Here is a 25,233-nt window from a genome sequence, read left to right on the forward strand (position 1 = left end):
GGCGCGGCACGCCCCGGGGGTGCGAGGTGCGCCTGGTGCACCGGCCCAAGTACGACGAGCTCGGAGAGTCCCCATGCAGGACGACTCAGTGATCCATGCGGCGGGCTGCCTGTTGTGGCGACGCTCGCCCTCCGGCGACGGCATCGAGCTTGCCCTCGTCTATCGGCCGAAGTGGGCAGATTGGTCCCACCCGAAAGGCAAGCTCAAGCGCCACGAGGACACCCGGGACGGAGCAGTCCGGGAAGTGCTGGAAGAGACCGGCATGACGTGTGAGCTGGGGCCCGAGCTGCCCACCGTCCGGTACGAGGTAGAGGGACGGCCCAAAGAAGTCCGTTACTGGGCGGCGGAAGCCACACACGGCACCTTCACTCCGAATCGCGAGGTGAGCCGACTCCGGTGGCTCTCCCCCGACGCCGCCCGCGACCAGCTCACCCGGAGCAGGGACGCGCACCTGGTCGACGCGCTCCTCCGAACCCTTCGCGCCGCCGGCGGCTAGGACGGCGGGTCCACGCGGGTGCGCCGGTCGAGTCGGGCGAACTCCCAAGGTTGTTGGGGTTGTTCGCAACCCTCGCTGGCCCTGAACACCTTCTCCGTCATGCTCCGGGTGCGTTCGTCCTCGGGGTGCCCGAACTCAGCGTGTTCAGCCATGTCCGCGATTGCCTGGACCATGCCTTCCGTGTCCTCTTGCTCGGTCACCTGGTCCAGGACGATCACGAGTGCCGCGCAGACGACGCACGCTTTCGAGTCGACCGGCCCCGCCTGCGGTTCGCGTAGAAGTAGGGACGCTTCGAGGGCGAAGGCCGTTTCGTCAGTCATGGTGGGTCCTTGCTGCGGTTGCGCGCTGGGGGACGAGACGGTGCGGGTCCGTCCGGAGCGGGAGTTGGTGCCCTGTTTCTGCCCAGGGGGTAGGCGCGTTGGCTTCCTGCTGCCCGTCCGGCTTGGGTCCGTCCGGGCAGTTCGGCGCTCCGCACTGGCAGGGTGGGAACTTGCACGGCGAGGCGTATGGGGACGTATCCGCCGTGGTCCGGAACCACTGGCTGTCAGCGCTGGGCTTGGTGCCCGCGCTCACCGGGAGGCGGCCTGTCTGCTGTCGACCGGTTGCCCTGAACTGGCTGCGGGCGTCGGACGGTTGTGATTCCACGCCGGTACCTCTCTGTAGTGATTTCACTACCAGGGCAGCCCACGGTGACCTAGCCTGAGGGCATCTGCAACGTGGCATCGAGGGAGGGCACATCGTCGTGAACATCAAGGAGCTGAACCCCGAGAGATCGCCTCAGGCGGCGTACGGCGCCCGTTTGCGCAGGCAGCGCGAGGAGCGGGGGTGGACCCAGGACCACCTGGCCTCCCTCATCGGCTGCACCGGACGGCACATCTCAGCGATTGAAACTGGCCGCAAGCCTGCGACTCTTCGTGCCTCGCAACGAATTGACGTTGCCTTAGAGCTGACCGGTACCGCCGACTCCTTCGAGCGCGAGTGGCGGCAGATGAAGCACGGGATCTTGCTGGAGGGGTTCGCTGAATACGTGAGCCACGAAGGTCGGGCGGCGGAAATCCGGGTCTTCGAGCTCGGGTTGGTCCCCGGACTGTTGCAAACGCCCGAGTACGCACGGGCGTTGGCCGAAGGCGAGGCGCAGAGGGGGTTCATCACCCCGGACCAGGCCGAGGAACGAGTCTCGGCGCTGATGGAGCGGCAGGACGCGCTCGTGCGATCGCGTCCCCCGATGGTGCTCGTGGTGATGGACGAGAGCTGCCTCTACCAGGCGGTCGGCGGCCCTAAGGTCATGGCGGCCCAACTTCAGCGACTGGCGGAGCTGTTCTCGCTTCCCAACTGGATCATCCAGGTAGCCCCGTTCAGCATCGGCGCGCGGCGGTCGTTCAACATGCCGCTCTACCTGTTGACCCTCGCTAACCGATCCCTCCTCGCGTATGCCGAATCACTAGGCCAAGGCACGGTGCAGCGCGACAGTTCGTTTGTCGTGCCTCTGCTCAATGCCTACCATCAACTCCAGGGCGAGGCGCTGTCGCAGGCGGCGTCACTGGCCATGATCAATCAGTTGCGAAAGGGCACCCCATGACGACCGAATCCTTCAGTTGGTTCAAGTCCTCGTACAGCTCCAACGGCGGCGCCTGCGTCGAGGTCGCCCCCGACCTCGTCGGGTGCGGGGTCGTTCCCGTTCGTGACTCCAAGCAGGCGGACGGCCCCATCGTGACCGTCTCCACGGAGGCGTTCTCGGCGTTCGTCGCGGAGGCCCGTACCGGCGGCCTCGACATCTGAGCAAGCCCCAACGCTGCCCCACTGCGCCTGGCGCGGTGGGGCTTTCGTTGTGCACGTCGAGTCGCGAGGCGGGACGGCTGGTGTCTTGCGCTCGCTGATACGCCCCGTCATCGTGTCCAGGTCGTCCCGGACAAGGTTCAGCAGACGTGCTCAAGGCATCGGACTCCTGTGATCTGCTGCTGGCATTGGCCTTACCGCCGGACGAGTCGGCCGCCCCGATCAACTCCCTCGGGAAGGAACGCTATTCATGAGCAAGCATCTGGAAACGACGGTGCCGCAGGACGGTTGGCAAAGCAGCTCCTTCAGCCAGAACAACGGCGGCGAGTGCGTGGAGTGGCATCGGGGATACGCCAGTGATCACGGTGTCGTCCCGGTCCGCGACAGCAAGGTTGCCGGTGGTCCGGTACTGATGGTCAACCCGGCCGCGTTCGCTGGTCTTGTGCGGCTCGCCAAGCTGGCATAAACACCTGTTCCGACAAGCCCCACAGCCATCTCTGGCGGTGGGGCTTTTTGCCGCGTTCCCGATCCGCGTGCGCGCGTTCATGCAGGAACCAGCCTGCCTGGGCCGGGGCTCCACGTGACGCGATAGAGCGTTGTCCTGCTTGTGCTCGCGGTCTACCGTCGATTTCAGTCTGTGGCTCTGTCGCAGGCGGCGTCAGTGGCAGTGATCGATACGTTGCGAAGGGGCATCCCGTGACGACCGAATCCCTCAACTGGTTCAAGTCCTCGTACAGTTCCAACGGCGGTGACTGCATCGAGGTCGCCGCCGACCTCGCCGCGCGTGGGGTGGTTCCTGTTCGCGACTCGAAGCAGATCGGTGGCCCCGTCCTGACCGTCTCCACCGAGGCGTTCTCAACGTTCGTGGCCGAGGTTCGTGCCAGTGTTCGTTAGGTCGTGCTGGGTGGGGGGCGACCTGTTCCGGGTGAAATCGGCAAGTCGCGATGGCAGGTGGGGCAGGCGTCAGCCCAGCACAGCGGTAGTCCCCGCAGGCGGTGTCGCACCCGCCGCGGTGCAGCACGCAACGGCACTGGAGGAGATCGCTTGAAGGGCGACAGACACCCCAAGGCCGACGTCGAGGCCGCGTTAAAGAGGGCCGAAGCCGCTGGTCTGAAGGTGAAAGCAGATCACAACGGACACAGATAGGGCTACCTCATCTGCTGTCCATGCAAGGACGACGTGAAGGTCTGGTGCACTCCCAAAAAAACCGGCACGGAAGCGAGGAAGATCAATGAGTTCACCCGCCGACACCGCAACTGCACGTGACCCCGAGTGGGCATTCGTGCTCTTCCCCGGGGAGCCTCCTACGGAGGAGCAGTCCGACGCATTCGACCACTCCGACAGTCTCGCCACCGGCGAAATCGGCTGGGAGACCAGAGGCGGCAAGGAGCACGTGATCTTCCCCTGCGTCGTGGAGGCGCCGCACCTGGAGGATGCCGTGGCATGGGCCTGTGAGCGCCTGCGGGGAGTCGGCATCACCGTCACGCAGGCCCACATGCAGATCCCGTTCGTCGGTGGCGGGTCCGAGTAGCTCTTCGTTACCCGTGGCGTGGTCCCCGTGCGTGATTCCAAGCAGGTGGGCGACCCGGTTCTGAGCGTCTCCACCCAGGCGTTCTCCGCGTTCGTCGCCGAGGCCCGTACCGGCGGCGTCGACATCTGAGCAAGCCCCAACACTGCCCCACTGCGCCTAGCGCGGTGGGGCCTTTCGTCGCCCGCGGGCGCCCGCCAGTACCAGGCGCCGTGGGGGTCCCACGGTGGGAAAGCCGGGAACGCGCCGGAGGGGGCGTGGGGGGATGTGCGCCCGCAGGAGCCGGTGCAAGCAGGCGTCCACGCAACGGACCACGCCCACGTACCGGCTCCGAGGACGTACATCCCCCCACGCCCCCGCCCCACAGCGAAGCCGCACCCGCGAAACGAAGCGAACGGCGAAGCGCACCGAAACGCACCGCCCAAGCTCAGCGCAGCGAAGACGCACCGCCCAGCACGCCGCAGGCGCCCGCAGCGAAACCGCCCCGCCCGCCGAGGTTCACCCCCAGTTCACCCGTGCCCTTCGACCACGTCACCTCTCCTGCCTACCGTCACTGGTACGAGGAGCGCCGGGCGCCCACCCGGCCCCCACCCTCCTCCGCAGACACAGAGCAACCCGCAACCTCGCACGCCGCCCGTGGACGGCGGCTCCTGGAAGGACACCTCAGTGACGCTTCAGCGCAAGAACCGGCTTCGGGCCCTCTCCTTCGGCGCCCTCGCCGTCTCCGGCGCCCTGGCCCTCACGGCGTGCGGTTCCGACGACACCGCCTCCTCCGGCAAGGCCACCGCCCAGGCCGGGGCCATCAAGTGCGAGGACGCGAAGGGCCAGTTGCAGGCCTCCGGCTCGTCGGCGCAGAAGAACGCGATCGACGCCTGGGTCAAGCAGTACGTGGCCTCCTGCAAGGACGTGCAGATCAACTACAACCCGGAGGGCTCCGGCGCCGGCGTCACCCGCTTCCTCCAGGGGCAGGTCGCGTTCGCCGGCTCCGACTCGGCCCTGAAGCCGGAGGAGGTCGAGCAGTCGAAGAAGGTCTGCAAGGACAGCCAGGCCATCGACCTGCCCATGGTGGGCGGCCCGATCGCGGTCGGCTACAACGTGCCCGGCGTGGACAACCTCGTCCTGGACGCGAAGACCCTCTCCGCCATCTTCGACGGCAAGATCAAGACCTGGGACGACAAGGCCATCAAGGAGCTGAACCCGAAGGCCAAGCTGCCCTCCACCAAGATCCAGGCCTTCCACCGCTCCGACGAGTCCGGCACCACGGACAACTTCACCAAGTACCTCAAGGCCGCCGGTGAGTGGTCCTACGAGGGTGGCAAGACCTGGCAGGCCAAGGGCGGCCAGTCGGCGAGCGGTTCGGCCGGCCTGGCCCAGCAGGTGAAGCAGACCGCGGGCGCCATCTCCTACTTCGAGCTGTCGTACGCCGCGGACGGCATCAAGACCGTGGACGTCAAGACCGACGCGGCGACCCCGGTGGCGGCCACCGTGGAGAACGCCACCAAGGCGATCGCCGAGGCGAAGGTCGTCGGCAAGGGCAAGGACCTCGCGCTGGAGCTCAACTACCAGCCGAAGGCCGAGGGCGCCTACCCGATCACCCTGGTCACCTACGAGATCGCCTGCGAGAAGGGCAACAAGGCGGAGTCCCTGCCCGCCGCCAAGTCCTTCCTGAGCTACATCGCCTCCGAGGACGGCCAGAAGCTGCTGTCCGACGCCTCGTACGCGCCGATCCCGGCCGAGATCAACAGCAAGGTCCGCGAGACCATCGCCGGCCTCGGCTGATCCCACGCGCAGGCGGGGCCGGACGGAGAACTCCGAGACCGGCCCCGCACCGTCCGGTGCACCGCCGCCCGGCGCCGGCCGTCCCCGACGGCCCGGCTCCGCAGACCGGAGAAAGCCATGAACACACCCACCACGCGCAACACCCCACCGGGCAGGCCCACTTCACGGCCCGCCACCGACGGGCCAAGGCCCGGCCCTGACGGCCCCGCCGACGCCCGGCCCACCGCGCCGCCCCCGGCGGACACGGCCGACGAGCCGCCCGCCCCCGCGCGCCCCGGCCCCGGCCGCCTCGGCGACCGGCTCTTCCTCGCCGCCTCCCGCGGCTCCGGCATCCTGCTGCTGGCCCTCATGGTCGCCATCGCCGGCTTCCTCGCCTACCGGTCCTCGCTCATCCTGAGCCGCAACCAGGGCGACTTCTTCACCACCTTCGAGTGGAACACCAACGTCAACCCGCCCACCTTCGGTATCGCCGTCCTCGTCTTCGGCACGGTGGTCTCTGCCGTCATCGCGATGGCCCTCGCCGTCCCGGTCTCCGTGGGCATCGCCCTCTTCCTCACCCACTACGCCCCGCGCCGCGTATCCGGCCCCATCGCGTATGTGATCGACCTGCTCGCCGCGGTCCCGTCCATCGTGTACGGCCTGTGGGGCGCGCTGGTCCTGGTGCCGCACCTCAACGGGCTGTTCGGCTGGCTCGACCGGTTCTTCGGCTGGACCGGGGTGTTCTCCTGGGACGGCGGCGCACCGCGCTCCCTGCTGACCGTGGGCATCCTGCTCGCCGTGATGATCCTGCCGGTCATCACCAACGTCTCCCGCGAGGTCTTCCGGCAGGTGCCGCAGTCCCACGAGGAGGCCGCGCTGGCGCTGGGCGCCACCCGCTGGGAGGTGATCCGCACCGCGGTCCTGCCGTTCGGGCGCTCCGGGGTGATCTCCGCGTCGATGCTGGGCCTGGGCCGCGCCCTCGGCGAGACGATGGCGGTGGCCACGGTCCTGTCGCCGGTCCTCACCATCGACGCGAGCCTGCTGAACCCGGGCGGCGCAACCATCGCCCAGAACATCGCCAGCAAGTTCGGTGAGGCGACCGAGTCGGGGCGGGACGCGCTGATCGCGTCCGGCCTGGTCCTCTTCGTCATCACGCTGCTGGTCAACGGAGCCGCCCGGCTGATCATCGCCCGGCGCAAGGACTACTCGGGGGCCAACGCATGAGCCAGGTCAGCATCGCCAGGCGCGGCAAGGCCCCGGCCCGGCTGCCGCGCTGGACCCCCTGGGCGACCGCGGCCGGCTCGATCGTGCTGGCCGTCGCCATCGGCCTCGGCGCGGGCCTCGCCAGCCGGGTGCAGTGGGGGCTGATCGCCGCCGTCCTCTTCGTCCTCGGCACCTATGCGCTGACCTCGGCCGTGGAGGGCCGGCGGCAGGCGAAGGACCGGGTGGCGACCGGCCTGATGTGGGTGGCGTTCCTGCTGGCGGTGATCCCGCTGGCGTCCCTGGTGTGGGTCACCGTGAAGCGCGGCGTGAAGGTCCTCGACGGGTACTTCCTCACCCACTCCATGGGCACCATCGCCGACAAGGAGCCGGGCGGCGGCATCTACCACGCCCTGCTCGGCACCCTGGAGCAGGTCGGCCTGGCCACCCTGATCGCCGCCCCGATCGGCGTGCTCACCGCGGTCTACCTGGTGGAGTACGGGCGGGGCAGGCTGGCGACGGCGGTCACCTTCTTCGTCGATGTGATGACGGGCATCCCGTCCATCGTGGCCGGTCTGTTCATCCTCAGCCTGATGCTGATGCTGGACCTCCAGCCGTTCGGCTTCGCGGGGTCGCTGGCGCTGGCCATCCTGATGATGCCGGTGGTGGTGCGGTCCACGGAGGAGATGCTGCGGCTGGTGCCGAACGAGTTGCGGGAGGCGTCGCTGGCGCTGGGCGTGCCCAAGTGGCGCACCATCCTGAAGGTGGTGCTGCCCACGTCGATCGGCGGGATCACCACCGGTGTGATGCTGGCCGTCGCCCGGATCGCCGGCGAGACGGCACCGCTGCTGCTGCTGGGCGGCGTGACCAACTTCATCAACACCAACCCGTTCGAAGGCGCCCAGGCCTCGCTGCCGCTGTACATCTACCAGCAGTACCAGAACAGCGCCGGCGCCAACGCGGCCTACGACCGCGCCTGGGCGGCCGCGCTCACCCTGATCGCCTTCGTCATGGTCCTCAATCTGGTGGCCCGCGGTATCGCCCGCTGGCAGAGCCCCAAGCGCTGAAAGAAGCAGTGATTCCCCATGGCCAAGCGAATCGACGTCAGCGGCCTGACCGCCTACTACGGCTCCCACAAGGCGATCGAGGACATCTCGATGACGGTGGAGCCCCGCTCGGTGACCGCGTTCATCGGGCCCTCCGGCTGCGGCAAGTCCACGTTCCTGCGCACCCTGAACCGGATGCACGAGGTCACCTCCGGCGGCCGCGTCGAGGGCAAGGTGCTGCTGGACGACGACGACCTGTACGCCCCGCAGGTCGACCCGGTGGCGGTGCGCCGTACCGTCGGAATGGTCTTCCAGCGCCCCAACCCGTTCCCCACGATGTCGATCTTCGACAATGTGGCGGCCGGGCTGCGGCTCAACGGCTCTTACCGCAAGGGCGAGTTGAGCGGCATCGTGGAGCGGTCGCTGCGCGGCGCCAATCTGTGGAACGAGGTCAAGGACCGGCTGAACAAGCCCGGTTCGGGGCTGTCCGGCGGTCAGCAGCAGCGGCTGTGCATCGCCCGCGCCATCGCCGTCGAGCCCGAGGTGCTGCTGATGGACGAGCCGTGCTCGGCGCTCGACCCGATCTCGACGCTCGCCGTGGAGGACCTGATCGGCGAGCTGAAGGAGCGCTTCACCATCGTCATCGTGACGCACAACATGCAGCAGGCGGCCCGTGTCTCGGACCGCACCGCCTTCTTCAACCTGGCGGCGGTGGGCAAGCCTGGCAAGCTGGTGGAGATCGACGACACGGAGCGGATCTTCGCCAACCCCTCGGTGCAGGCCACCGAGGACTACATCTCCGGCCGCTTCGGCTGACGGACCCCTCGCGGTGCTGCATGGCGGTGCCACCGCGGGGCACCCGAAGGCCCGTCCCCCTCACGGTTGTTGAGGGGGACGGGCCTTACGTCTGCGGGGGTGCGCGGGTGTCCGCGGGGACGGGCGCGGGTCAGGCGCCGAAGCAGAGCAGGACGACCCAGTAGCTGAGCGCGGCGACCAGGGCCGCGGCGGGCATGGTGATGAACCAGCCGAGGATGATGTTCTTGGCCACGCCCCAACGGACCGCGTTGACGCGCTTGGTGGCGCCCACACCCATGATCGCCGAGGTGATGACATGGGTGGTGGAGATCGGCGCGTGGTAGAGGAAGGCGGAGCCGAACATGATGGAGGCGCCGGTGGCCTCGGCGGCGAAGCCCTGCGGCGGGTCCAGTTCGATGATCTTGCGGCCGAGGGTGCGCATGATGCGCCAGCCGCCGGCGTAGGTGCCGAGCGAGAGCATGATCGCGCAGACCAGCTTGACCCAGACCGGGATCGGGTCGCTGAAGTCCTCGACGTCGGCGATGACGAGCGCCATCACCACGATGCCCATGGTCTTCTGCGCGTCCTGGAGTCCGTGGCCGAGCGCCATTCCGGCCGCGGAGACGGTCTGGGCGATCCGGAAGCCGCGCTTCGCCTTGTGCGGGTTGGACTTGCGGAACAGCCACATGATCAGGCACATCACCAGATAGCCCACCACCAGGCCGATCACCGGCGACAGGAACATCGGGATGACGATCTTGTCGAGGACGCCGGTCCAGTGCACCGTGACCCCGCCGGCCAGCGCCGCGCCGACCATCCCGCCGAACAGCGCGTGCGAGGACGAGGACGGCAGGCCGAAGTACCAGGTGACCAGGTTCCAGATGATCGCGCCGACCAGCGCGGCGAAGAGGATGCCCATGCCCTTGCGGCCCTCGGGCGTGGCGATCAGGCCCTCACTGACCGTCTTGGCGACGCCGCTGCCGAGGAAGGCACCGGCCAGGTTCATCACGGCGGCCATGGCGAGCGCGGCCCGCGGCGTCAGCGCGCGGGTGGAGACCGAGGTCGCGATCGCGTTCGCGGAGTCGTGGAAGCCGTTGGTATAGGTGAAGAAGAGCGCGACACCGATGGTCACGACCAGAGCGAGGGTGTCCACAGAGCCTCAGGACTCCTTGACCGCGATGGTCTCCACCGTGTTGGCGACATGCTCGAACGCGTCGGCGGCCTCCTCCAGCACGTCGACGATCTGCTTCAGCTTGAGCACCTCGATGGCGTCGTACTTGCCGTTGAAGAGGTGCGCGAGCAGCTTGCGGTGGATCTGGTCGGCCTGGTTCTCCAGGCGGTTGACCTCGATCCAGTACTCGGTGAGGTTGTCCATGGTGCGCAGATTGGGCATCGCCTCCGCGGTCAGCTCGGCGGCGCGGGCGATCACCTCGATCTGCTGCTCGACGCCCTTGGGCAGTTCGTCGATCTGGTAGAGCACGACCAGGTCGACGGCCTCCTCCATGAAGTCCATGATGTCGTCGAGGGAGGACGCGAGGGAGTAGATGTCCTCGCGGTCGAAGGGCGTGATGAACGAGGAGTTCAACTGGTGGAAGATCGCGTGGGTGGCATCGTCCCCGGCGTGCTCCGCGGCCCGCATCCGCTCTGCGATCTCGGCCCGGGCGGAGGTGTCCGCCCCGAGCAGTTCCATCAGGAGCTTCGAGCCCGTGACGATGTTGTCCGCGGACGCGGCGAACATGTCATAGAAGCTCGTCTCCCTGGGGGTCAGACGAAAGCGCACGTAGGGTCCTTGGGGTGCTCAGGTTCGGTCAGGCTGATGCTAGGCACATCATCCGGCCACTTTTCACCGGCGTCCACCAGTGTCGCCCATGGCGCACGACAGCGGGTACGGGGTCCTGCGATCGGTTCCGTACCCCGGAAAATTCGGTACTATATACCCTCTGGGGGTATGTAAAAGATGTGCCCTCGATCACTCCGGAGGACGCGATGACGACCACAGAGGCCGGCGCCGGCGGCGCGGCGCCCTCCGCCGGCGGCGGCACCGGCGAGGCACCGGATCCGGCCGTGGTGACCGACCACGACCGCGGCATCCACGGCTACCACCACCAGAAGGCCGAGCACCTCAAGCGGCTGCGCCGGATCGAGGGCCAGATCCGCGGCCTCCAGCGGATGGTGGAGGAGGACGTCTACTGCATCGACATACTCACCCAGGTCTCCGCCTCCACCAAGGGCCTCCAGTCCTTCGCCCTGCAACTGCTGGAGGAGCATCTGCGGCACTGCGTGGCCGACGCGGCGCTCAAGGGCGGTGGCGAGATCGACGCCAAGGTCGAGGAGGCCAGCCGGGCCATCGCGCGGCTACTGCGGACCTGACCCGGTGCGGCCGCGGTCACCCGGCGCGTGCTGCGGGCGGCCCGCCACGCGCAGCACCTCGTCTATGAGATCCGCGCTGAGCCGCTCGCCGCCCGCCGAGGCGGCGGCGATCATCAGCTCCCCGCACAGATCCATTTCGGCCAACGCGATCTGGTCCGCGTCCTCGCCGTTCCCGCCCTGACCGAGGCCCGCACCATGGCTGGAACCCATCCCCCGGCAGGCCGGGCGGCACCGGCCGCGACCGGGCATCGCCGTACCGAGCAGGCCCATCACCGACCACCCCTTCCGCCGTCCTCGGCCTCCCACAGTAGGGATCGGCCGCCCTCCGGCCCATGGCACGCACGGACCATTTACGGCCACCCGAGGGGACGGATCGTTGTCTCAACCACTGTTCCGGAAGCGGTAGTTCCCACTCCGCTCGGCGGGGGTCCCGGCCGCCTCTACTGCGGTTCCGCGATCCGCCCCGTATAGATGTCGTCGCCGGTCGGCAGCCGCACCTCCACCGGCACCCCGAAGCCGTACAGCAACGTGGTGGACGTCACCGCCACCGGTCTGCCCGCGCCACGGGCCGCGAAGCTGAAGCGGTGCCGGACCTTCCGCAGCCGCCCCGCCCCGTCCAGATACACATCGAAGGGCACCTCCGCCTTGGAGAAGCCCTTCGCCGCGGCCGCCAGCGCCGCGCCCCCGGACCCTCCGGAGCCCACCGCCCGCGCCGCCCGCGCCAGATCGGCGACGCCCCGGTAGTGCCGCACCGGGGCGCCGGCGAGTTCACCGGCGCCCACATAGCGGACGGAGCCGGCGCCCGCCAGGATCTGCGCCGCGGCCAGCGGATCGGTGGCCCCGCCGGTGACCAGATTGCCGTCGGTCAGCGAACCGGTGTCGACCCGCACCCACTTGTCGGCCGGCACCCCGGCCCCCCGGTTCTTCATGAACAGGGCGCCGGGCGCGAGGAGTTCGGTGATGGGGCGGTGCTCGGCCCGCCCGGCCGGGTCCGCGGGCAGGCTGACCGCCAGCCGCCCGTGCCGCCGCCGGTAGTCGTAGACCCCGTACCCGCGGACGGTGACCCGGGTCCCGCCGGACGCCATCTCCATCGCGGTGTGCGCCCGGGAACTCCCCTCCCGCTCCAGTACGGCGGCCGCCCGGCGCACCACCGCGGCCGCGTCGGCGGTGGCCGCCGCGTTCTGGCTGTCGGCGGGCAGCCGGCCGCCGGAGCAGCCCGCGGCCAGCGCGGCGACCGCCGTCACCAGGGCCGCCGTGAGAGCCGTACCGCCCGTCCGCCCGTGCCGCCGCACCGCCATGGCCCGCCTGCCCCCAGCCCTTCCGCCGCCCGCCTGTCCACCGCGGCCCGCCACCCGGGTCCGACCGCGCACAGTCCGGATAACGACGGCCGGCACCAGCCGTCACGCCGCCCGAACGGGCAGCGTTCCCGCACCCGGCGGCCGGGGGTCACGGCACCCGCTCCGCGCAGTACGGTGAGCCCGTGGCGCAGCACCCAGAACCCCCCGGCCCGACGGCGCCCGCGCCGTCCGACCCGGCCGGCCCCTCAGGCCCGGAAGGCTCGGACCCGGTCCATCGGACGTCCACCACCGAGCAGGGCCGGTTCTGCTTCGCGCGGTGCGAGTGCGGCTGGCGCGGCCCGGCCCGCCGCGCCCGCAGCCAGGCCCGCACCGACGCCGCCCAGCACCCCTGACCCCGCGCTTTCCCCCCAGCCGGTCAACCGGCGGCCCCTCCGTTCCCCCTTCCGTACCGCGCCTTGACGCCCCGTCACCCGGTTCTGCGTCCGCTCGGGCGTGTGGAACGTGACGTCCGGTGGCCCCTCTCGTTGCACCGCGGTGGTGGAACCCGCGGGCCGCTCACGCCGTCTCGTCCTGCGGGGCGGTCCGGGCGGCGTCGGGAGGCGAACGGCACATGGAGCGGCGGGCGTTCATCGGTACGGGGGCGGCACTGACCGCCGCCACCCTCACCTCATGCCAGGGCGGCGCGAAGGGAGCGGCACCCGGCTCCACCGGGTCCGGCGGCGACAAGAACGGCCAGGGCACCACCGGCCGCGGCACCGGCGACCGGGCCGCCGCGCCCGCCAACTGGTCGGCCCTCGGCCGCGATCTGGACGGCACCCTGGTCCGGCCCGGCGACTCGTCCTGGCGCTCGGCGAGCCGCCTCTACAACACCCGCTTCGACGGCCTGAAGCCGGCCGCCGTCGCCTACGTCAAGCACACCGAGGACATCCGCTCCGCCCTCGCCTACGCGCGCACCCACCGCATCCCCGTCTCGGTACGCGGCGGCGGCCACTCGTACGCCGGCTGGTCCTCCGGGAACGGGCGGCTGATCGTCGACACCTCGCGGATGGCGGGGATCCGGGTGAGCGGCTCGCAGGCCGTGGTGGGGGCCGGGGCGAAACTCATCGAGGTGTACCGGGCGCTGGCCGCGAAGGGCGCCACCATCCCGGCCGGCTCCTGCCCGACGGTCGGGGTGGCGGGCCTCGCCCTCGGCGGCGGACACGGCGTCACCTCCCGTGCCTACGGGCTGACCTGCGACAGCCTCACCGGTCTCCGGCTGGTCACCGCGGACGGCAGGCGGCTCACCGTCGACGCCAAGGAGCACCCGGACCTCTTCTGGGCGCTGCGCGGCGCCGGCAACGGCAACTTCGGCGTCGTCACCGAGCTGCACTTCCGCACCCATCCCGCACCGCAGGGCGTGGCCGGATATATGTCCTGGCCGTGGAGCCGGGCCGCGGATGTGCTAAAGGCCTGGCAGCAGTGGGGCCCGGACCAGCCGGACGAGATCTGGTCCTCGCTGCATCTGGCGAACGTGCCGGGCAGCACGCCCACGGTCTCCGTCGCCGCCTTCTCCCTCGGCACCTACGGCGGGTTGCAGAACGCGGTGGACCGGCTCGCCGACCGGATCGGCGCCCCCGCCCGCAGCGTCTCCCTCAAGCGCCGCACGTACCGGGAGTCGATGGAGGTGTACGCGGGCTGCTCGGGCTTCACCGACGCCCAGTGCCATCTGCCGGGCGACACCCCGGGCCGGACCGCGCAGGGCGCGCTCGGCCGGGAGACCTACGCGGCGCACTCCGACTTCTTCGACCGCTCGCTCTCCGCGGCGGGCGTCTCGGCGCTGCTGGCGCAGGTGAAGAACGTCACCGCGGGCTCGGGGAGCGTGGCGCTGACGGCGCTCGGCGGGGCCGTGAACCGCGTCGATCCGACCGCCACCGCCTTCGTACACCGGCGTTCGCGGATGCTGGCCCAGTACATCGCGGCCTGGCCGGCCGGGAGTTCGGGCAGCGGCGCCCGCGCCTGGCTGGACCGCGCCCACCGGGCGATGCGCCCGCACGCCTCCGGCGCCGCCTACCAGAACTACACCGACCCCACGCTGAAGAACTGGCGCACGGCCTACTACGGCGACGCCGCCCCGCGCCTGAAGAAGCTCAAGCAGCGCTACGACCCGGACGGCTTCTTCGACTTCCCGCAGTCCCTCTGAGGTCCCGCCGGGCACGGGCCGGGCGGCTCAGGCCGCCAGGTCGCGTTCCCGCACCGGCTCCTCGGGGGCGGCGCCGACGGGACGGCCCGGCAGGACCGGCTCCTCCTCGGCGGCGCGCGCGGGCCGGGCCCACACCAGCCCGCCGAGCGCGGCCGAGCGGCCCACGGCCCGCGCCAGCGGCGTCAGCACCAGAGCGGCCGGCGGGGACAGCAGCAGCGCGACGGCGGTGCCCAGGGCGAAGCCGCCGATGACGTCCGTCGGGTAGTGCACCCCCATGAAGATCCGGCAGAAGCCCTCCGCGAGCGCCAGCCCGATCCCGATCAGCCCGTACCGGCGGCGCACCACGAACAGCGCGGCGGCCATCGCCATGGCGAGGGTGGCGTGGTCGCTGACGAAGGAGTAGTCCGTCTTGCCGTGCACCAGGACGTCCAGGCCCTGGTGGTCGAGGAACGGGCGGGGGCGGGCGACGAAGCCGCGGATCGGGATGTTGACCAGGACGGCGAGCGCGGCGGCGAGCGGCGCCCAGACGACCGCCGCGGCCGAGGCCGCCGCCGCCTCCAGCGAACCGGCCCGGCGGCGCCCGCTCCACCAGCACCACAGCACCAGCAGCACCATCGCCAGCAGCAGCCCGTACTCGCCGACGAAGCCCATGACGCGATCCAGCCAACTCGGCGCGCCCTCGGCCAGGCCGTTGATGTCGTAGAGCAGACCGACGTCGGGGTTCGACCCGGAGGTCTCCATTACAGCCATCGCGCCGCGGCCCCTTCGTCCATGCTGCTCGCCGGGCGCACCTCGCCGTGCGCCGCTCCATCAACCCCCGTGGTTGCGGATTCAGTCCACCGGGGCCGCCGGTGTCGGCGCGGCCCCACGGAAGAGGAACGCACAACGCGGTGACCCGCGTTCCGCACTCCACCGAAAGATCACCCAGACGTTATCGAAGAGAGACTCATCGCCGCAGCTCAGGGCAGGGCTGTGACAGAGAGTTCAAGCCATTCCGGTCGCGCCCGCACACTCGTCCCCGACACCCCGTCACGCCCCGCGCGGCGCCTTCGGCAAGGCCTTCGCGCCGGCCGCGGTGACCCTGGTCGCCCCGAAGTAGTCCGCGGTGTCCACCGGGTCGAAACGGATCACCGCACCGGTACGCGGCGCGTCGATCATGTAACCGCCGCCGACGTAGATCCCCACATGGTGGATCGCCCTCGAACTACCCGGATCCTTCGAGAAGAACACCAGATCCCCCGGCAGCAGCTCCCCCCGCTTGGGATGCGGCCCCGCGTTGTACTGGTCGTTCGCCACCCGCGGCAGCCCGATCCCCACACTCGCGTACGCCGCCTTCGTCAGCCCCGAGCAGTCGAACCGCCCGCCCTGGTCCGCCGTGCCGTTGCCGCCCCACAGATAGGGCGTGCCCAGCTTGTGCTGCGCATAGGTGATCGCCCCGGCCGCCTGCTTCGACGGCGAGACCCGCGCCACCGGCTTCGCGAAGCTGTCCTCCAGCGAACGGATCGTCTTCACGTAGTTCTGCGTCTCCCGGTACGGCGGCACCCCCCCGTACTTGATGACGGCATAGGCACCCGCGTTGTACGCGGCCAGCATGTTGTCCGACTGATTCCCCGGCACATCCTTCACATAGCGGGCCAACTCGCAGTCGTACGAGGCCGCCGAGGGGATCGCGTCCTGCGGGTCGTAGACATCGCGCCGCCCGTCGTTGTTGCCGTCGAGCCCGTGGCTCGCCCAGGTACCGGGGATGAACTGCGCTATGCCCTCCGCGTTCGCACCGCTCTTCGCCCGCGGGTCGAAACCGCTCTCCTGGTACAACTGCGCGGCCAGCAGAGCCGGGTTGATCGCCGGACAGAGATTCCCCCAGTCCTTCACGATCGACTGGTACGCCGCCGGCACCGTGCCCTTCTCCAGCTCCCGCGCCCCGCCGCCACCCCCGCCCATACTCCCCGCCGTCATGTACGTGCCGACGAACAGCAGCAGCACGAACGACAGCCCGCCACCGCTCACGGCACCAGCGACCGCCCACGCCTTACGCACCGTCAACCGCCCTCCGCCACCGTGCACTCCACCGAGCGACAGTCTAGGTCGGCGGACCCCCACCCCGGGAGGCGCACAAACAGGCCCCCGCCCCGCGCCGCCCGGCCGCCCCCCTTCCGCCCCGGGCCGGACTCCCCGCCGACTCCCCACCGGGAAAACCCCGTTCGCACTGTCGGTGCCCCTCGCTACAGTGGCTTCGCCGGACCGCCGCGGCCCACCTCCTGGTGGACGACGGGGAGCCGGGGCCGCCATGCCCCGGAGCGGAGCGCACCGGGGTCCAAAGCCGCGCCAGGGACCAGGCCCGACTCGGGGGAGTCACAGAGGGCCCGGGCCCGGCACGGCGGGACCGCGGCGTCCGGCAACCAGCGACCGTCAGCCCCCGGAGGCCCGGCGTCCGCCCCCGGCACCGACTCCCTTTGCGCCACGGGGAGTTGATTCTCCGCCATTGAGAGTTACGTCACCGGCTACAGCTCGTGACCGCCGGACCCCGCGCATCGACTCCCGCCCCGCGCGCCCCTTCCCTCACCGGCGCACGCCACCGCACGCCGCCACGGGCTCCACCATGCCCCGCACCATTGCCGACGGTCTATGCACGTGATACACAGAGTGACCGAACGTTCCTCGCACACCGGTTCCCCCGCCCCCGACCCGGCGGCCCGGGCGCCACCCAAGCCGCCCGGAACCCTATGAAACCCGCCACGACATCACGCAGAGCCCACATGACCCTGCATCATGGTCGGAGACAATGAGTGGCGCCCTGCCGAGCGGCAGGGGCTGAGAACTACCCAACAGGGGCGGTGAGTTACATGCTTATGGCAGCCGAAAAGGGCGACATCACCACCATCATCGGCGGGATCGCCCCGGACTGGGGACCCTTCGGGAGCCTGGGCAACGAAGCACGGGTGATGGTCGAGGTCGTGATGGCCGTGGCGATCCTGCTGTGCCTCGGCATTGCGATCTGGGGCGCCGCCAAGCAGCGCATCGGAGCCACGGCACTGCGCGACACGTTCAGCGCCGAACAGGGCAAAGGCCTCATCATCGCTGGCCTGACCGGCGTCTTCATCATCGGTTCCCTCGGCACCCTCTTCACCATCGTGTACGGCATGGCCGTGTAGCCCCGCGCCATGCCGAGCCCCGACGCGGGGCCCGGCGTGCACCCGCCGGTCCCACCGGGTGCACACGCCCCCGCCCCCACCCGTCCGTCGTGCCCACCGGCTGAGGTTGCGTCCCCCTGATGTCGAGTCACCACACCCCGCCCGCCCGGAAATCTGCCCGCCCACCGACGCCCCCACGGCAGCAGGAGGGGGCGGACCGAGCATGAGCACCGGCGACGACCACCGCGACGACACCCCCGCACCGACCCGCACCCGCCTCCCCGAGAGCGACGGAGCCCCCCTCGGCGGGCCGCGCCGCGGCCCCTCCCGCGGCATGATCACCGCCGTCGCCGTCGTCGTCCTCCTCGTCGCCGCCCTCGCCTACGCCAACCGCGGCGGCACCACCGACTCCGACCCCGACGCCAAGTCCCCCACCCCCGCCCCCACCACAGCCACGGGAGACCGCCCGGTCAGCACCAAGACCTCCGGCATCCCCACGGGGTACGGGCACGACCGCAACGGCGCCCAGAGTGCAGCGGCGAACTACGCGGTGGTGCTGGGGTCGGCGGACATGTTCGACCGGAACCTCAGACAGCGCATCGTGGACACCGTCTACACACCCGCCACCGCCACGGACCGCCGGGACGACCTCGACAAGGTCTACACCGACAAGAAGTTCCTGTCCGGAATCGGCCTCGACAACGACGGCTCGGCCCCGGACGGCATGACGTTCATCTCACGCATCATCCCTGTGGGCACCAAGGTCAAGACGTACAGCGCAACCTCGGCAACCGTCGCCATCTGGTACACGTCCCTCTTCGGTCTGTCGGGTGAAGGCTCCAAGAACCCGGTCTCGGAGAGTTGGTTCACATCCACATACGAACTCCGCTGGATCGACGGCGACTGGAAGGTCGACGACTTTCAGCAGAAGGACGGGCCGGTGCCGGTCGGCCGTGACCAGGTCGCATCGAACGCCGAGGACATGACGAAGGCCGTCGAGCAGTTCGGAGGGTTCACGTATGCCCGGTAGCCGCCGTGTCCTTTCGCTGACCGCGTGCTTCGCCTCACTGCAGACCGCCGCAGTCCTCCTGGCAACGCGGGCCTTCGCCGAGCCCGATCCCGGCAGCGACCCCTGCGACCTCATCCGCGGCCCCGCCAAGAAGTACTGCTCCCAAGGCGACACCAGCACCCCCCAGTCCCCCGAGAGCTCCGTCAACGACCCGGCGGATCCGCTGTCCGCCCTGGCCAAGGGCTGCGCGGAAGCCGCCTCCTGGACGGTGGACAAGCTGAGCGAAGCGGTGAAGGAGACCGCGAACGTCGACTTCACCAACCCGAAGTTCCTCCAGCAGTACGCCGTGGTCTTCGCCGCGTCGACGGTCCTCACCCTGGTGCTGTGGCTGCTGGCCGTGGCGAAGCGCGCCGTCCGCGGCGTGCCGTTGGGCACCGCGCTGTCGGAGGCGATCGGCTTCCTCTGGCTGACAGTGATCGCCTCCGCGTTCACCCCGCTGGTCCTGTACACCGTGGTGTCCGCGACGGACGGCGTCACCGAGGTACTGGCGACGGCGACGGGCGGTCAGACCGACACGTTCTTCGGCGCGTTCTCGGACACCCTGAAGAAGGGCGACGACATCGGCGGCGGCCCGATCATGCTGATCGTGGTGTCGCTGGTGTCGATCCTCGCCGCGGGAATCCTCTGGCTGGAGTTCGTCATCAGAGCCGCCCTGCTCTATGTGGGCGCCCTCCTCGGCACCGTCGTCTACTCCGGCCTCGTCGACAAGAACCTGTGGCAGCACGTACGCCGTTGGGCCAGCATCATGATCGCGGTGGTCCTGGTGAAGCCGGTGATCGTGATCGTGCTGGGCCTGGCCGGTGCGCTGAGCAGTTCCGGCGACGGGCCGAACGCCTTCTCCGCGGTGGTCTCCGGCCTGTCGATCATCCTGCTCGCCATCTTCGCCAGCGCGATGATCTACCGTTTCGTGCCGGGCTTCGGCGACGAGATCGCCGCCGGCCGCAACAACCGCCTCTCGCAGGGCGCGGAGAACCGCGCGGCCGCCGTGATCAGTTCACCGGCGGCACTGGTCTCGCAGGGCATCAAGACCCACAGTGCCCGCGGCCGCGGCGACGACGGCGGCGCCCGGCAGCCGGCCCCCGCGAACCCGGCGAGCGGCGGTGTGGCCGCCCACGGCACCCGCAAGCCGTCGGGGGGAGGAGGCGGCGGATCTGTCCCCTCCGCCGCACCCCCGCCCCGCTCCAGCCCCGCCGATTCGCCGCACGCGGGCGCCCGTCGAGGCCGCGACAACAGCACAGGAGGTGACGGGCGTTGACGACCGACTCGCAGGTGGCCCACCCGGTGGCGCCCCGCCGTACGTATCTCATCGGCCGGGCCCGGCCCAACGGCGTCATCGGCCGCAACCGGGAGACCGGTGAGATCGCCCTAATCATCGCCGGCGCCTTCCTCGGCATGATGTGCGGCCTGCTGGTGCCCGTACTGTCGATGCGCATCGTGCTGCTGACGGGCTTCCCGCTGCTGGCGCTCGCCGCGGTCTACGTCCCGTACAAGCGGCGCACGTTCTACCGCTGGTTCGAGATCAACCGCAGCTACAAGCGGCAGTTGCGGCGCGGCTCCACCTACCGCTCCTCCGCCGTGGAGGCCGGGACCTCGCTCGACGGGCGCGAGGTGGAGATCGGACCGCCGCCCGGCATCGGCCGCCTGACCTGGCTCGCCGCCCCCTTCGGCCCCGACGAGATCGCCGTGGTGCTGCACGCCGACCGGCGCACCGTCACCGCCGCCATCGAGATCGAGGGCCCCGGCGTGGGCCTGCGCGACTCCGAGGACCAGGAAGCCCTAGTCGACCGCTTCGGCACCCTGCTGAAGCACGTCGCCAACGGCGACGGCTTCGTCACCCGCCTCCAGATGCTGGCCCGCACCCTCCCCGCCGACCCCGACGCCCACGCCAAGGACGTCGCCGTCCGCGGCGACGACCGCGCCCCGGGCTGGCTGCAGAACTCCTACGACCAACTCCAGTCCATGGTCTCCACCAGCAGCGAGCAGCACCGCGCCTACCTGGTGGCCTGTATGCACTTCACCCGCGAACTGGCCGCGGAAGCCCAGGCCATGGCCCGCGCCGCCCGCCCCGCCGGCGGCCGCCGCCTCGACCGGGACGCCGGCCTCGCCGTCGTCATGGCCCGCGAGCTGACCGACATCTGCTCCCGCCTCCAGGAAGCCGACATCCGGGTCCGCCAGCCCCTCGGCCAGAGCCGCCTCGCCTCCCTCGTGCACTCCATGTACGACCCCGACCACCCCATCGACCACATCCAGGCGATGACCCGCCGCAACGCCTGGCCGGCCGAACTCGACGCCACCGAACCCACGTTCCTCCAGGCGAAGACCCGCGAGTCCGCCACCCGCGCCCCCTGGTGCCACGCCACGGCCTGGGTGAAGGAGTGGCCGATGACCCCCGTCGGCGTCAACTTCCTCGCGCCTCTCCTCGTCCACACCCCCGACGTCATCCGCACCGTCGCCGTCACCATGGACCTGGAACCGACCGAGATCGCCATCGAGCGGATGCTCACCGAGAAGACCAACGACGTCGCCGAGGCGAGCCGCGCCGCCAAGATGAACCGCACCGTCGACCCCCGCGACCTCGCCGCCCACAGCCGCCTCGACCAGCGCGGCGAGGACCTCGCCAGCGGCGCCGCCGGCGTCAACCTGGTCGGCTACATCACCGTCTCCGCCCGCTCCCCCGAATCCCTCGCCCGCGACAAGCGCACCATCCGCGCCTCAGCCGGCAAGTCGTATCTGAAGCTGGAGTGGTGCGACCGGGAGCACCACCGGGCCTTCGTCAACACGCTGCCCTTTGCGACCGGAATCCGCAGGTAAGGGGAGATTTGGTGATGTGTGATGCGTGATCCGCTGTCGGTCCTCACCGAGGCCTTCACCTCGTTCCTCTTCGGCAAGGTGGAGACCACCCGCCTCCCGGTACGCACCTCCACCGGCCAGGCCCAGGCCGTCTACCTGCCCACCGCCGCCCCCGGCCTCGGCGACTCCGGCGTCATCATCGGCCGCGAGGTGTACTCCGGCAAGGGCTACATCTACGACCCGTTCCAGCTCTACGGGCAGCAACTCCCCGCCCCCCACTGGCTGGTACTCGGCGAATCCGGCAACGGCAAGTCCGCCCTGGAGAAGACGTACGTCCTACGGCAGTTGCGCTTCCGCGACCGGCAGGTCGTGGTCCTCGACGCCCAGGGCGAGGACGGCGTCGGCGAATGGAACCTGGTCGCCCAGGAGATGGGCATCACCCCCATCCGCCTCGACCCGACCGCCGCCCTGGACGACGGCATCCGCCTCAACCCACTCGATCCGTCGATCACCTCCACCGGCCAGCTCGCCCTGCTCCGCACCATCATCGAAGTCGCCCTCGGACACGGCCTCGACGAACGCTCCGGCTTCGCCCTCAAGGTCGCCCACGCCTACGTCAACGCCACCATCACCAACCGGCAGCCCGTCCTCACCGACATCGTGGAGCAACTCCGCCACCCCGAGCCGGAGTCCGCCCTCGCCATGAACGTCGCCATAGACGACGTACGCGCCTGGGGCCTGGACGTCGCCCTCGTCCTGGACCGCCTGGTCGACGGCGACCTGCGCGGCATGTTCGACGGCCCCACCACCGTCGGCATCGACCTGGACGCGCCACTCATCGTGTTCGACCTGTCCCACATCGACCGCAACTCCATCGCCATGCCGATCCTCATGGCGATCGTCGGCGTCTGGCTGGAACACACCTGGATCCGCCCGGACCGCAAGAAGCGCATCTTCCTGGTCGAAGAGGCCTGGCACATCATCAACTCCCCGTTCGTGGCGCAGCTCTTCCAACGCCTCCTCAAGTTCGGCCGCCGCCTCGGCCTGTCCTTCGTGGCCGTCGTGCACCACCTCTCCGACGTGGTCGACGGTGCCGCCGCCAAGGAAGCCGCCGCCATCCTCAAAATGGCCTCCACCCGCACCATCTACGCCCAGAAAGCCGACGAGGCCCGCGCCACCGGACAGGTACTCGGCCTCCCCCGCTGGGCCGTCGAGATCATCCCCACCCTGTCCCCCGGCATCGCCGTCTGGGACGTCAACGGCAATGTGCAGGTCGTCAAACACCTGGTGACGGAGTCCGAGCGGCCTCTCGTCTTCACCGACCGCGCCATGACCGAGTCCTCCAGCACCGCCCCCGACGACGACGCCCTGCGCGCCGCCGAACTGGAAGCGGAAGAACGCGCCGCGGCCTTCGTGGAGCAGCTCACCGACTCCTCCGAGTCCACGGTGGCCTGACCGTGCCCGGCGCCCCCGACCAGCGGCACACCCCCGGCCAAGGCGACCGCCGCGGCGGCGTCTCCGACGGAATGCTCCTCGGACTGTTCGCGCTGATCCTCGGCCTGATCCTCCTGCTGTGGTCGGCGACCGGCCTCGCCGGTCTGCTCTCCCACGGCCACTGGCCCGACGGCGTCACCTTCGCCCACACCCCGCTCGCCCTACGGCATCTGATCACCGACCCGCAGGACATCCCCGGCGCCTGGCCCGGCACCCCACCGACCGCCCTGTCCGGATACGGCCTGATGTGGGGGCTGTTCATCGGACAGCTCATGGTGCTCTTCGTCTTCGCCATCTTCGCCATCGGCACGGTCACCCGCTGGCGCGTCCAACGCCGCACCGGCCACGAAAAGCCGACCCCTTCCCCAGCACCGGTCCCCACCGACGACACCCCGAAGACCCCAACCGCCGTACAAGAAGCCGCAGTTGACAGCACACCCACACCCGAGCCAGCCACACCGACGCAACCGGCCACCGAACCGGCAACCGCCAAAACGGCGATAGCAACAGCCACGACCGCAACCGACGAGCCGGCAACAGCACCCCACGCCACGCCCCCACCGGAAACACCCGCCCCCAGCATCCCACCGCAGGGACCGGTGATATTCGGCCCCGCCGAAACCCGGCGCCCGCACGCCGAAGAGGCCGTACTCGACGCCGACGGCCCCGTCCTCCTCGTCACCTCGGACCCGGCACTCTGGGCCGCCACCAAGGACACCCGCGCCAAACTGGGCCCCGTCCTCCTCTACGACCCCACCCACCTCTGCGACACCCCCGCCCGTATGCAGTGGTCACCCGGCAGAGGCTGCGAGGACCGCGACACCGCGACCGCCCGCGCCCACGCCCTCCTCGCCCCGGTACGCCCCACAGCCCGCCTCGACGCAGCAGTCGCCGACACCGCGACCACCCTGATGCGCTGCTTCCTGCACGCCGCCGCCGTCGACGGCCGCCCCTTCCGCACCGTCCACCGCTGGACCCAGGGCAAGCAGATCCAGGACGCGGTACGAGCCCTCCGCACCCACCCCAAGGCCGCCGCCGGAACCGCCGGCGAACTGGAAGCCGCTCTCACCGCGCACCCCGAACGCCGCGATATGGCACTGGAGTTGACCTCCCGCGCCCTCTCCGCGCTCTCCACCGTGCACATCCGAACCTCATGCACCGCGAACCGATCCGATGCGGTCACCCTGGATTCCTTCGTTCACGAAGGGGGCACGCTCTATGTGGTCGGTGAACCCATCGAGGACCCCCGCGCCCGTCCCGGAGCCATGCCACTGCTCACAGCACTGGCGTCGAGCGTGGTCGAGCACGGCCGGCGCATGGCCGAACGGTCATCCTCCGGTCGGCTCGACCCACCACTCACCCTGATCCTGGACGACGTGGCCGCCGTAGCACCGCTGCCTCAGTTGCCGGAGCTGCTTGCCGACGGCGCCACCCGCGGCCTGCCCACCCTGGCCCTGCTCCGCTCCCGCACCCAACTCACCACCCGCTGGCCAGCAGCCTGAACCGCCGGCCGTCAGGCCCCGCGCCCGTCTCCCCGCACCCACACCATCTCGATCTCACGGGACTCCGCATCCCCCGGCACCGGCGTCGTCTGCCCACTGACCACGAACCCGGCCTTCCGGTACGCCTGCTGGGCCCGCCCGTTCCGCTCGTGCACCAGGAGCCGGACCCGCTCCAGCCCCCGCGACCACGACCACTTCAACGCCGCCTCGAACAGCGCGTCCAGCACCCCGCGCCCGCGATGCTCGGGCCGTATGTACACGGCGACGAGATGCCCCTGACGCTGCTCGACAACCGACCCGAAGGGCCCGCCGACCCCGGGCTCCTCCACCAGCACTGTGACCGTGCCGATCCACCGCCCGTCCTCACCCTCGGCGACGAACTGCCGTACCGCACCGTCGCCCTCGGCCCCACCGTGCGCCCGCTCTTGCCAGAACGAGTCCGCCTTGGCGACGCCCTCCTCGTACGACTCCAGGAACGCGAGGTGCGCCACCGGGTCCTGGAGTGCCGCAAGCCGCAACTCCTTCACGGCCTGCCACTCGTCCGCGCGTATCCCTCGTACCTGCTGTCCCATGCCGCGATCATGCGCGGCCCACGAGACCCCGGGCAACATATTTTGCGCCAGCCGATACGCCCCCGACCGACCCTGGAAATGCGAGAGGCCCCCGTGCAAGCACGGGGGCCTCTCCATCAATGACTGTTCGGCGGCGTCCTACTCTCCCACAGGGTCCCCCCTGCAGTACCATCGGCGCTGTAAGGCTTAGCTTCCGGGTTCGAAATGTAACCGGGCGTTTCCCTCACGC

The 25,233-nt window shown here is 70.3% G+C and carries 28 protein-coding genes, 1 rRNA gene and 1 pseudogene; 21 read left to right on the plus strand and 9 right to left on the minus strand.

What is annotated here, in order from left to right; genetic code table 11:
- The first annotated feature begins 73 nt into the window (after positions 1-73).
- Positions 74-496: an NUDIX hydrolase gene (locus ACFVST_RS19340; protein WP_390153130.1), complete on the plus strand. Its 423-nt coding sequence runs from the start codon at positions 74-76 to the stop codon at positions 494-496.
- On the opposite strand, the gene ACFVST_RS19345 is transcribed toward ACFVST_RS19340, so the two are convergent.
- Positions 493-816, minus strand: coding sequence for a hypothetical protein (locus ACFVST_RS19345; protein WP_390153133.1), 324 nt, complete (start codon positions 814-816; stop codon positions 493-495). The genes ACFVST_RS19340 and ACFVST_RS19345 overlap by 4 nt on opposite strands.
- A 422-nt stretch (positions 817-1,238) precedes the next feature.
- Here ACFVST_RS19345 and ACFVST_RS19350 point away from each other — a divergent pair, with 422 nt between their 5' ends.
- The 11 genes and pseudogenes from ACFVST_RS19350 (at position 1,239) to pstB (ending at position 8,620) form a co-directional block, all read left to right on the plus strand.
- Positions 1,239-2,075: a helix-turn-helix domain-containing protein gene (locus tag ACFVST_RS19350; protein ID WP_390153136.1), complete on the plus strand. Its 837-nt coding sequence runs from the start codon at positions 1,239-1,241 to the stop codon at positions 2,073-2,075.
- The gene (locus ACFVST_RS19355; protein WP_390153139.1) at positions 2,072-2,275 is read left to right on the plus strand and encodes a DUF397 domain-containing protein; all 204 of its coding nucleotides are present in this window, start codon (positions 2,072-2,074) and stop codon (positions 2,273-2,275) included. Before ACFVST_RS19350 ends, ACFVST_RS19355 begins: the two co-directional genes overlap by 4 nt.
- A 247-nt stretch (positions 2,276-2,522) precedes the next feature.
- Positions 2,523-2,738, plus strand: coding sequence for a DUF397 domain-containing protein (locus tag ACFVST_RS19360; protein ID WP_390153142.1), 216 nt, complete (start codon positions 2,523-2,525; stop codon positions 2,736-2,738).
- 230 nt (positions 2,739-2,968) lie between these two features.
- Positions 2,969-3,166: a DUF397 domain-containing protein gene (locus ACFVST_RS19365; RefSeq protein WP_390153145.1), complete on the plus strand. Its 198-nt coding sequence runs from the start codon at positions 2,969-2,971 to the stop codon at positions 3,164-3,166.
- Positions 3,167-3,316: 150 nt separating this feature from the next.
- A pseudogene (locus tag ACFVST_RS19370) lies at positions 3,317-3,538 on the plus strand (hypothetical protein).
- A complete protein-coding gene (locus tag ACFVST_RS19375) occupies positions 3,504-3,803 on the plus strand; it encodes a hypothetical protein (protein ID WP_390153148.1) in 300 nt (99 codons plus the stop codon). Before ACFVST_RS19370 ends, ACFVST_RS19375 begins: the two are co-directional and overlap by 35 nt.
- 27 nt (positions 3,804-3,830) lie before the next feature.
- Positions 3,831-3,932, plus strand: coding sequence for a DUF397 domain-containing protein (locus tag ACFVST_RS19380; protein WP_390153151.1), 102 nt, complete (start codon positions 3,831-3,833; stop codon positions 3,930-3,932).
- Positions 3,933-4,466: 534 nt separating this feature from the next.
- Positions 4,467-5,579 (plus strand): phosphate ABC transporter substrate-binding protein PstS, encoded by a 1,113-nt coding sequence (gene pstS / locus ACFVST_RS19385; protein WP_390153153.1) that lies wholly within the window; start codon positions 4,467-4,469, stop codon positions 5,577-5,579.
- A gap of 117 nt (positions 5,580-5,696) precedes the next feature.
- Entirely contained in the window at positions 5,697-6,782 is a 1,086-nt protein-coding gene (gene pstC, locus ACFVST_RS19390; RefSeq protein ID WP_390153156.1) for a phosphate ABC transporter permease subunit PstC, read from the plus strand.
- Entirely contained in the window at positions 6,779-7,825 is a 1,047-nt protein-coding gene (gene pstA, locus ACFVST_RS19395; RefSeq protein ID WP_390153159.1) for a phosphate ABC transporter permease PstA, read from the plus strand. The genes pstC and pstA overlap by 4 nt, the downstream gene beginning before the upstream one ends.
- An 18-nt stretch (positions 7,826-7,843) precedes the next feature.
- Positions 7,844-8,620 (plus strand): phosphate ABC transporter ATP-binding protein PstB, encoded by a 777-nt coding sequence (gene pstB, locus ACFVST_RS19400; protein WP_390153162.1) that lies wholly within the window; start codon positions 7,844-7,846, stop codon positions 8,618-8,620.
- 130 nt (positions 8,621-8,750) lie between these two features.
- Here the strand turns inward: pstB and ACFVST_RS19405 are convergent, their stop codons facing one another.
- Together ACFVST_RS19405 and ACFVST_RS19410 are read right to left on the minus strand one after the other, a co-directional pair.
- Entirely contained in the window at positions 8,751-9,752 is a 1,002-nt protein-coding gene (locus ACFVST_RS19405) for an anion permease (RefSeq protein WP_390153165.1), read from the minus strand.
- A 6-nt stretch (positions 9,753-9,758) separates the two neighbouring features.
- Positions 9,759-10,379: a DUF47 domain-containing protein gene (locus ACFVST_RS19410; protein ID WP_390153168.1), complete on the minus strand. Its 621-nt coding sequence runs from the start codon at positions 10,377-10,379 to the stop codon at positions 9,759-9,761.
- Positions 10,380-10,585: 206 nt separating this feature from the next.
- Here ACFVST_RS19410 and ACFVST_RS19415 point away from each other — a divergent pair, with 206 nt between their 5' ends.
- Positions 10,586-10,969, plus strand: coding sequence for a metal-sensitive transcriptional regulator (locus tag ACFVST_RS19415; RefSeq protein WP_390153171.1), 384 nt, complete (start codon positions 10,586-10,588; stop codon positions 10,967-10,969).
- Here ACFVST_RS19415 and ACFVST_RS19420 read toward each other — a convergent pair.
- Positions 10,955-11,179 (minus strand): hypothetical protein, encoded by a 225-nt coding sequence (locus ACFVST_RS19420; RefSeq protein WP_390153174.1) that lies wholly within the window; start codon positions 11,177-11,179, stop codon positions 10,955-10,957. The genes ACFVST_RS19415 and ACFVST_RS19420 overlap by 15 nt on opposite strands.
- Positions 11,180-11,409: 230 nt before the next feature.
- Positions 11,410-12,267, minus strand: a complete 858-nt coding sequence (locus ACFVST_RS19425; RefSeq protein ID WP_390153176.1) for a hypothetical protein — start codon at positions 12,265-12,267, stop codon at positions 11,410-11,412.
- A gap of 182 nt (positions 12,268-12,449) precedes the next feature.
- On the opposite strand from ACFVST_RS19425, the gene ACFVST_RS19430 reads away from it, so the two are divergent.
- Positions 12,450-12,659 carry a hypothetical protein gene (locus ACFVST_RS19430; protein WP_390153178.1) on the plus strand — a complete coding sequence of 70 codons (210 nt, stop codon included), beginning with the start codon at positions 12,450-12,452 and terminating at the stop codon, positions 12,657-12,659.
- A 218-nt stretch (positions 12,660-12,877) separates the two neighbouring features.
- Positions 12,878-14,446: an FAD-binding oxidoreductase gene (locus ACFVST_RS19435; RefSeq protein ID WP_390153179.1), complete on the plus strand. Its 1,569-nt coding sequence runs from the start codon at positions 12,878-12,880 to the stop codon at positions 14,444-14,446.
- Between the two features lie 27 nt (positions 14,447-14,473).
- Here the strand turns inward: ACFVST_RS19435 and ACFVST_RS19440 are convergent, their stop codons facing one another.
- The gene (locus ACFVST_RS19440) at positions 14,474-15,196 is read right to left on the minus strand and encodes a phosphatase PAP2 family protein (RefSeq protein WP_390153182.1); all 723 of its coding nucleotides are present in this window, start codon (positions 15,194-15,196) and stop codon (positions 14,474-14,476) included.
- Positions 15,197-15,475: 279 nt separating this feature from the next.
- Complete coding sequence (locus ACFVST_RS19445) at positions 15,476-16,489, minus strand: NlpC/P60 family protein (protein WP_390153184.1); 1,014 nt, start codon at positions 16,487-16,489, stop codon at positions 15,476-15,478.
- Between the two features lie 800 nt (positions 16,490-17,289).
- Here ACFVST_RS19445 and ACFVST_RS19450 point away from each other — a divergent pair.
- The 6 genes from ACFVST_RS19450 to ACFVST_RS19475 all read left to right on the plus strand — a co-directional run bounded on the left by ACFVST_RS19450 (position 17,290) and on the right by ACFVST_RS19475 (position 24,432).
- Positions 17,290-17,598 carry a hypothetical protein gene (locus ACFVST_RS19450; protein WP_351304906.1) on the plus strand — a complete coding sequence of 103 codons (309 nt, stop codon included), beginning with the start codon at positions 17,290-17,292 and terminating at the stop codon, positions 17,596-17,598.
- A 202-nt stretch (positions 17,599-17,800) separates the two neighbouring features.
- Positions 17,801-18,607, plus strand: coding sequence for a hypothetical protein (locus ACFVST_RS19455; RefSeq protein ID WP_390153186.1), 807 nt, complete (start codon positions 17,801-17,803; stop codon positions 18,605-18,607).
- Positions 18,597-19,901 (plus strand): hypothetical protein, encoded by a 1,305-nt coding sequence (locus tag ACFVST_RS19460; protein ID WP_390153189.1) that lies wholly within the window; start codon positions 18,597-18,599, stop codon positions 19,899-19,901. Before ACFVST_RS19455 ends, ACFVST_RS19460 begins: the two co-directional genes overlap by 11 nt.
- Positions 19,898-21,457: an SCO6880 family protein gene (locus ACFVST_RS19465; protein WP_390153192.1), complete on the plus strand. Its 1,560-nt coding sequence runs from the start codon at positions 19,898-19,900 to the stop codon at positions 21,455-21,457. The genes ACFVST_RS19460 and ACFVST_RS19465 overlap by 4 nt, the downstream gene beginning before the upstream one ends.
- A 21-nt stretch (positions 21,458-21,478) precedes the next feature.
- A complete protein-coding gene (locus ACFVST_RS19470; RefSeq protein ID WP_390153195.1) occupies positions 21,479-22,891 on the plus strand; it encodes an ATP-binding protein in 1,413 nt (470 codons plus the stop codon).
- 71 nt (positions 22,892-22,962) lie between these two features.
- The gene (locus tag ACFVST_RS19475) at positions 22,963-24,432 is read left to right on the plus strand and encodes a type IV secretory system conjugative DNA transfer family protein (protein WP_390153204.1); all 1,470 of its coding nucleotides are present in this window, start codon (positions 22,963-22,965) and stop codon (positions 24,430-24,432) included.
- A gap of 11 nt (positions 24,433-24,443) precedes the next feature.
- On the opposite strand, the gene ACFVST_RS19480 is transcribed toward ACFVST_RS19475, so the two are convergent.
- Both ACFVST_RS19480 and rrf read right to left on the minus strand, forming a co-directional pair.
- Positions 24,444-25,004, minus strand: coding sequence for a GNAT family N-acetyltransferase (locus ACFVST_RS19480; RefSeq protein ID WP_390153198.1), 561 nt, complete (start codon positions 25,002-25,004; stop codon positions 24,444-24,446).
- Positions 25,005-25,129: 125 nt separating this feature from the next.
- Positions 25,130-25,233 (minus strand): 5S ribosomal RNA (gene rrf / locus ACFVST_RS19485); the annotation flags it as partial.

It is taken from the genome of Streptomyces sp. NPDC058045, assembly GCF_042885635.1.
Classification (GTDB): Bacteria; Actinomycetota; Actinomycetes; order Streptomycetales; family Streptomycetaceae; genus Streptomyces.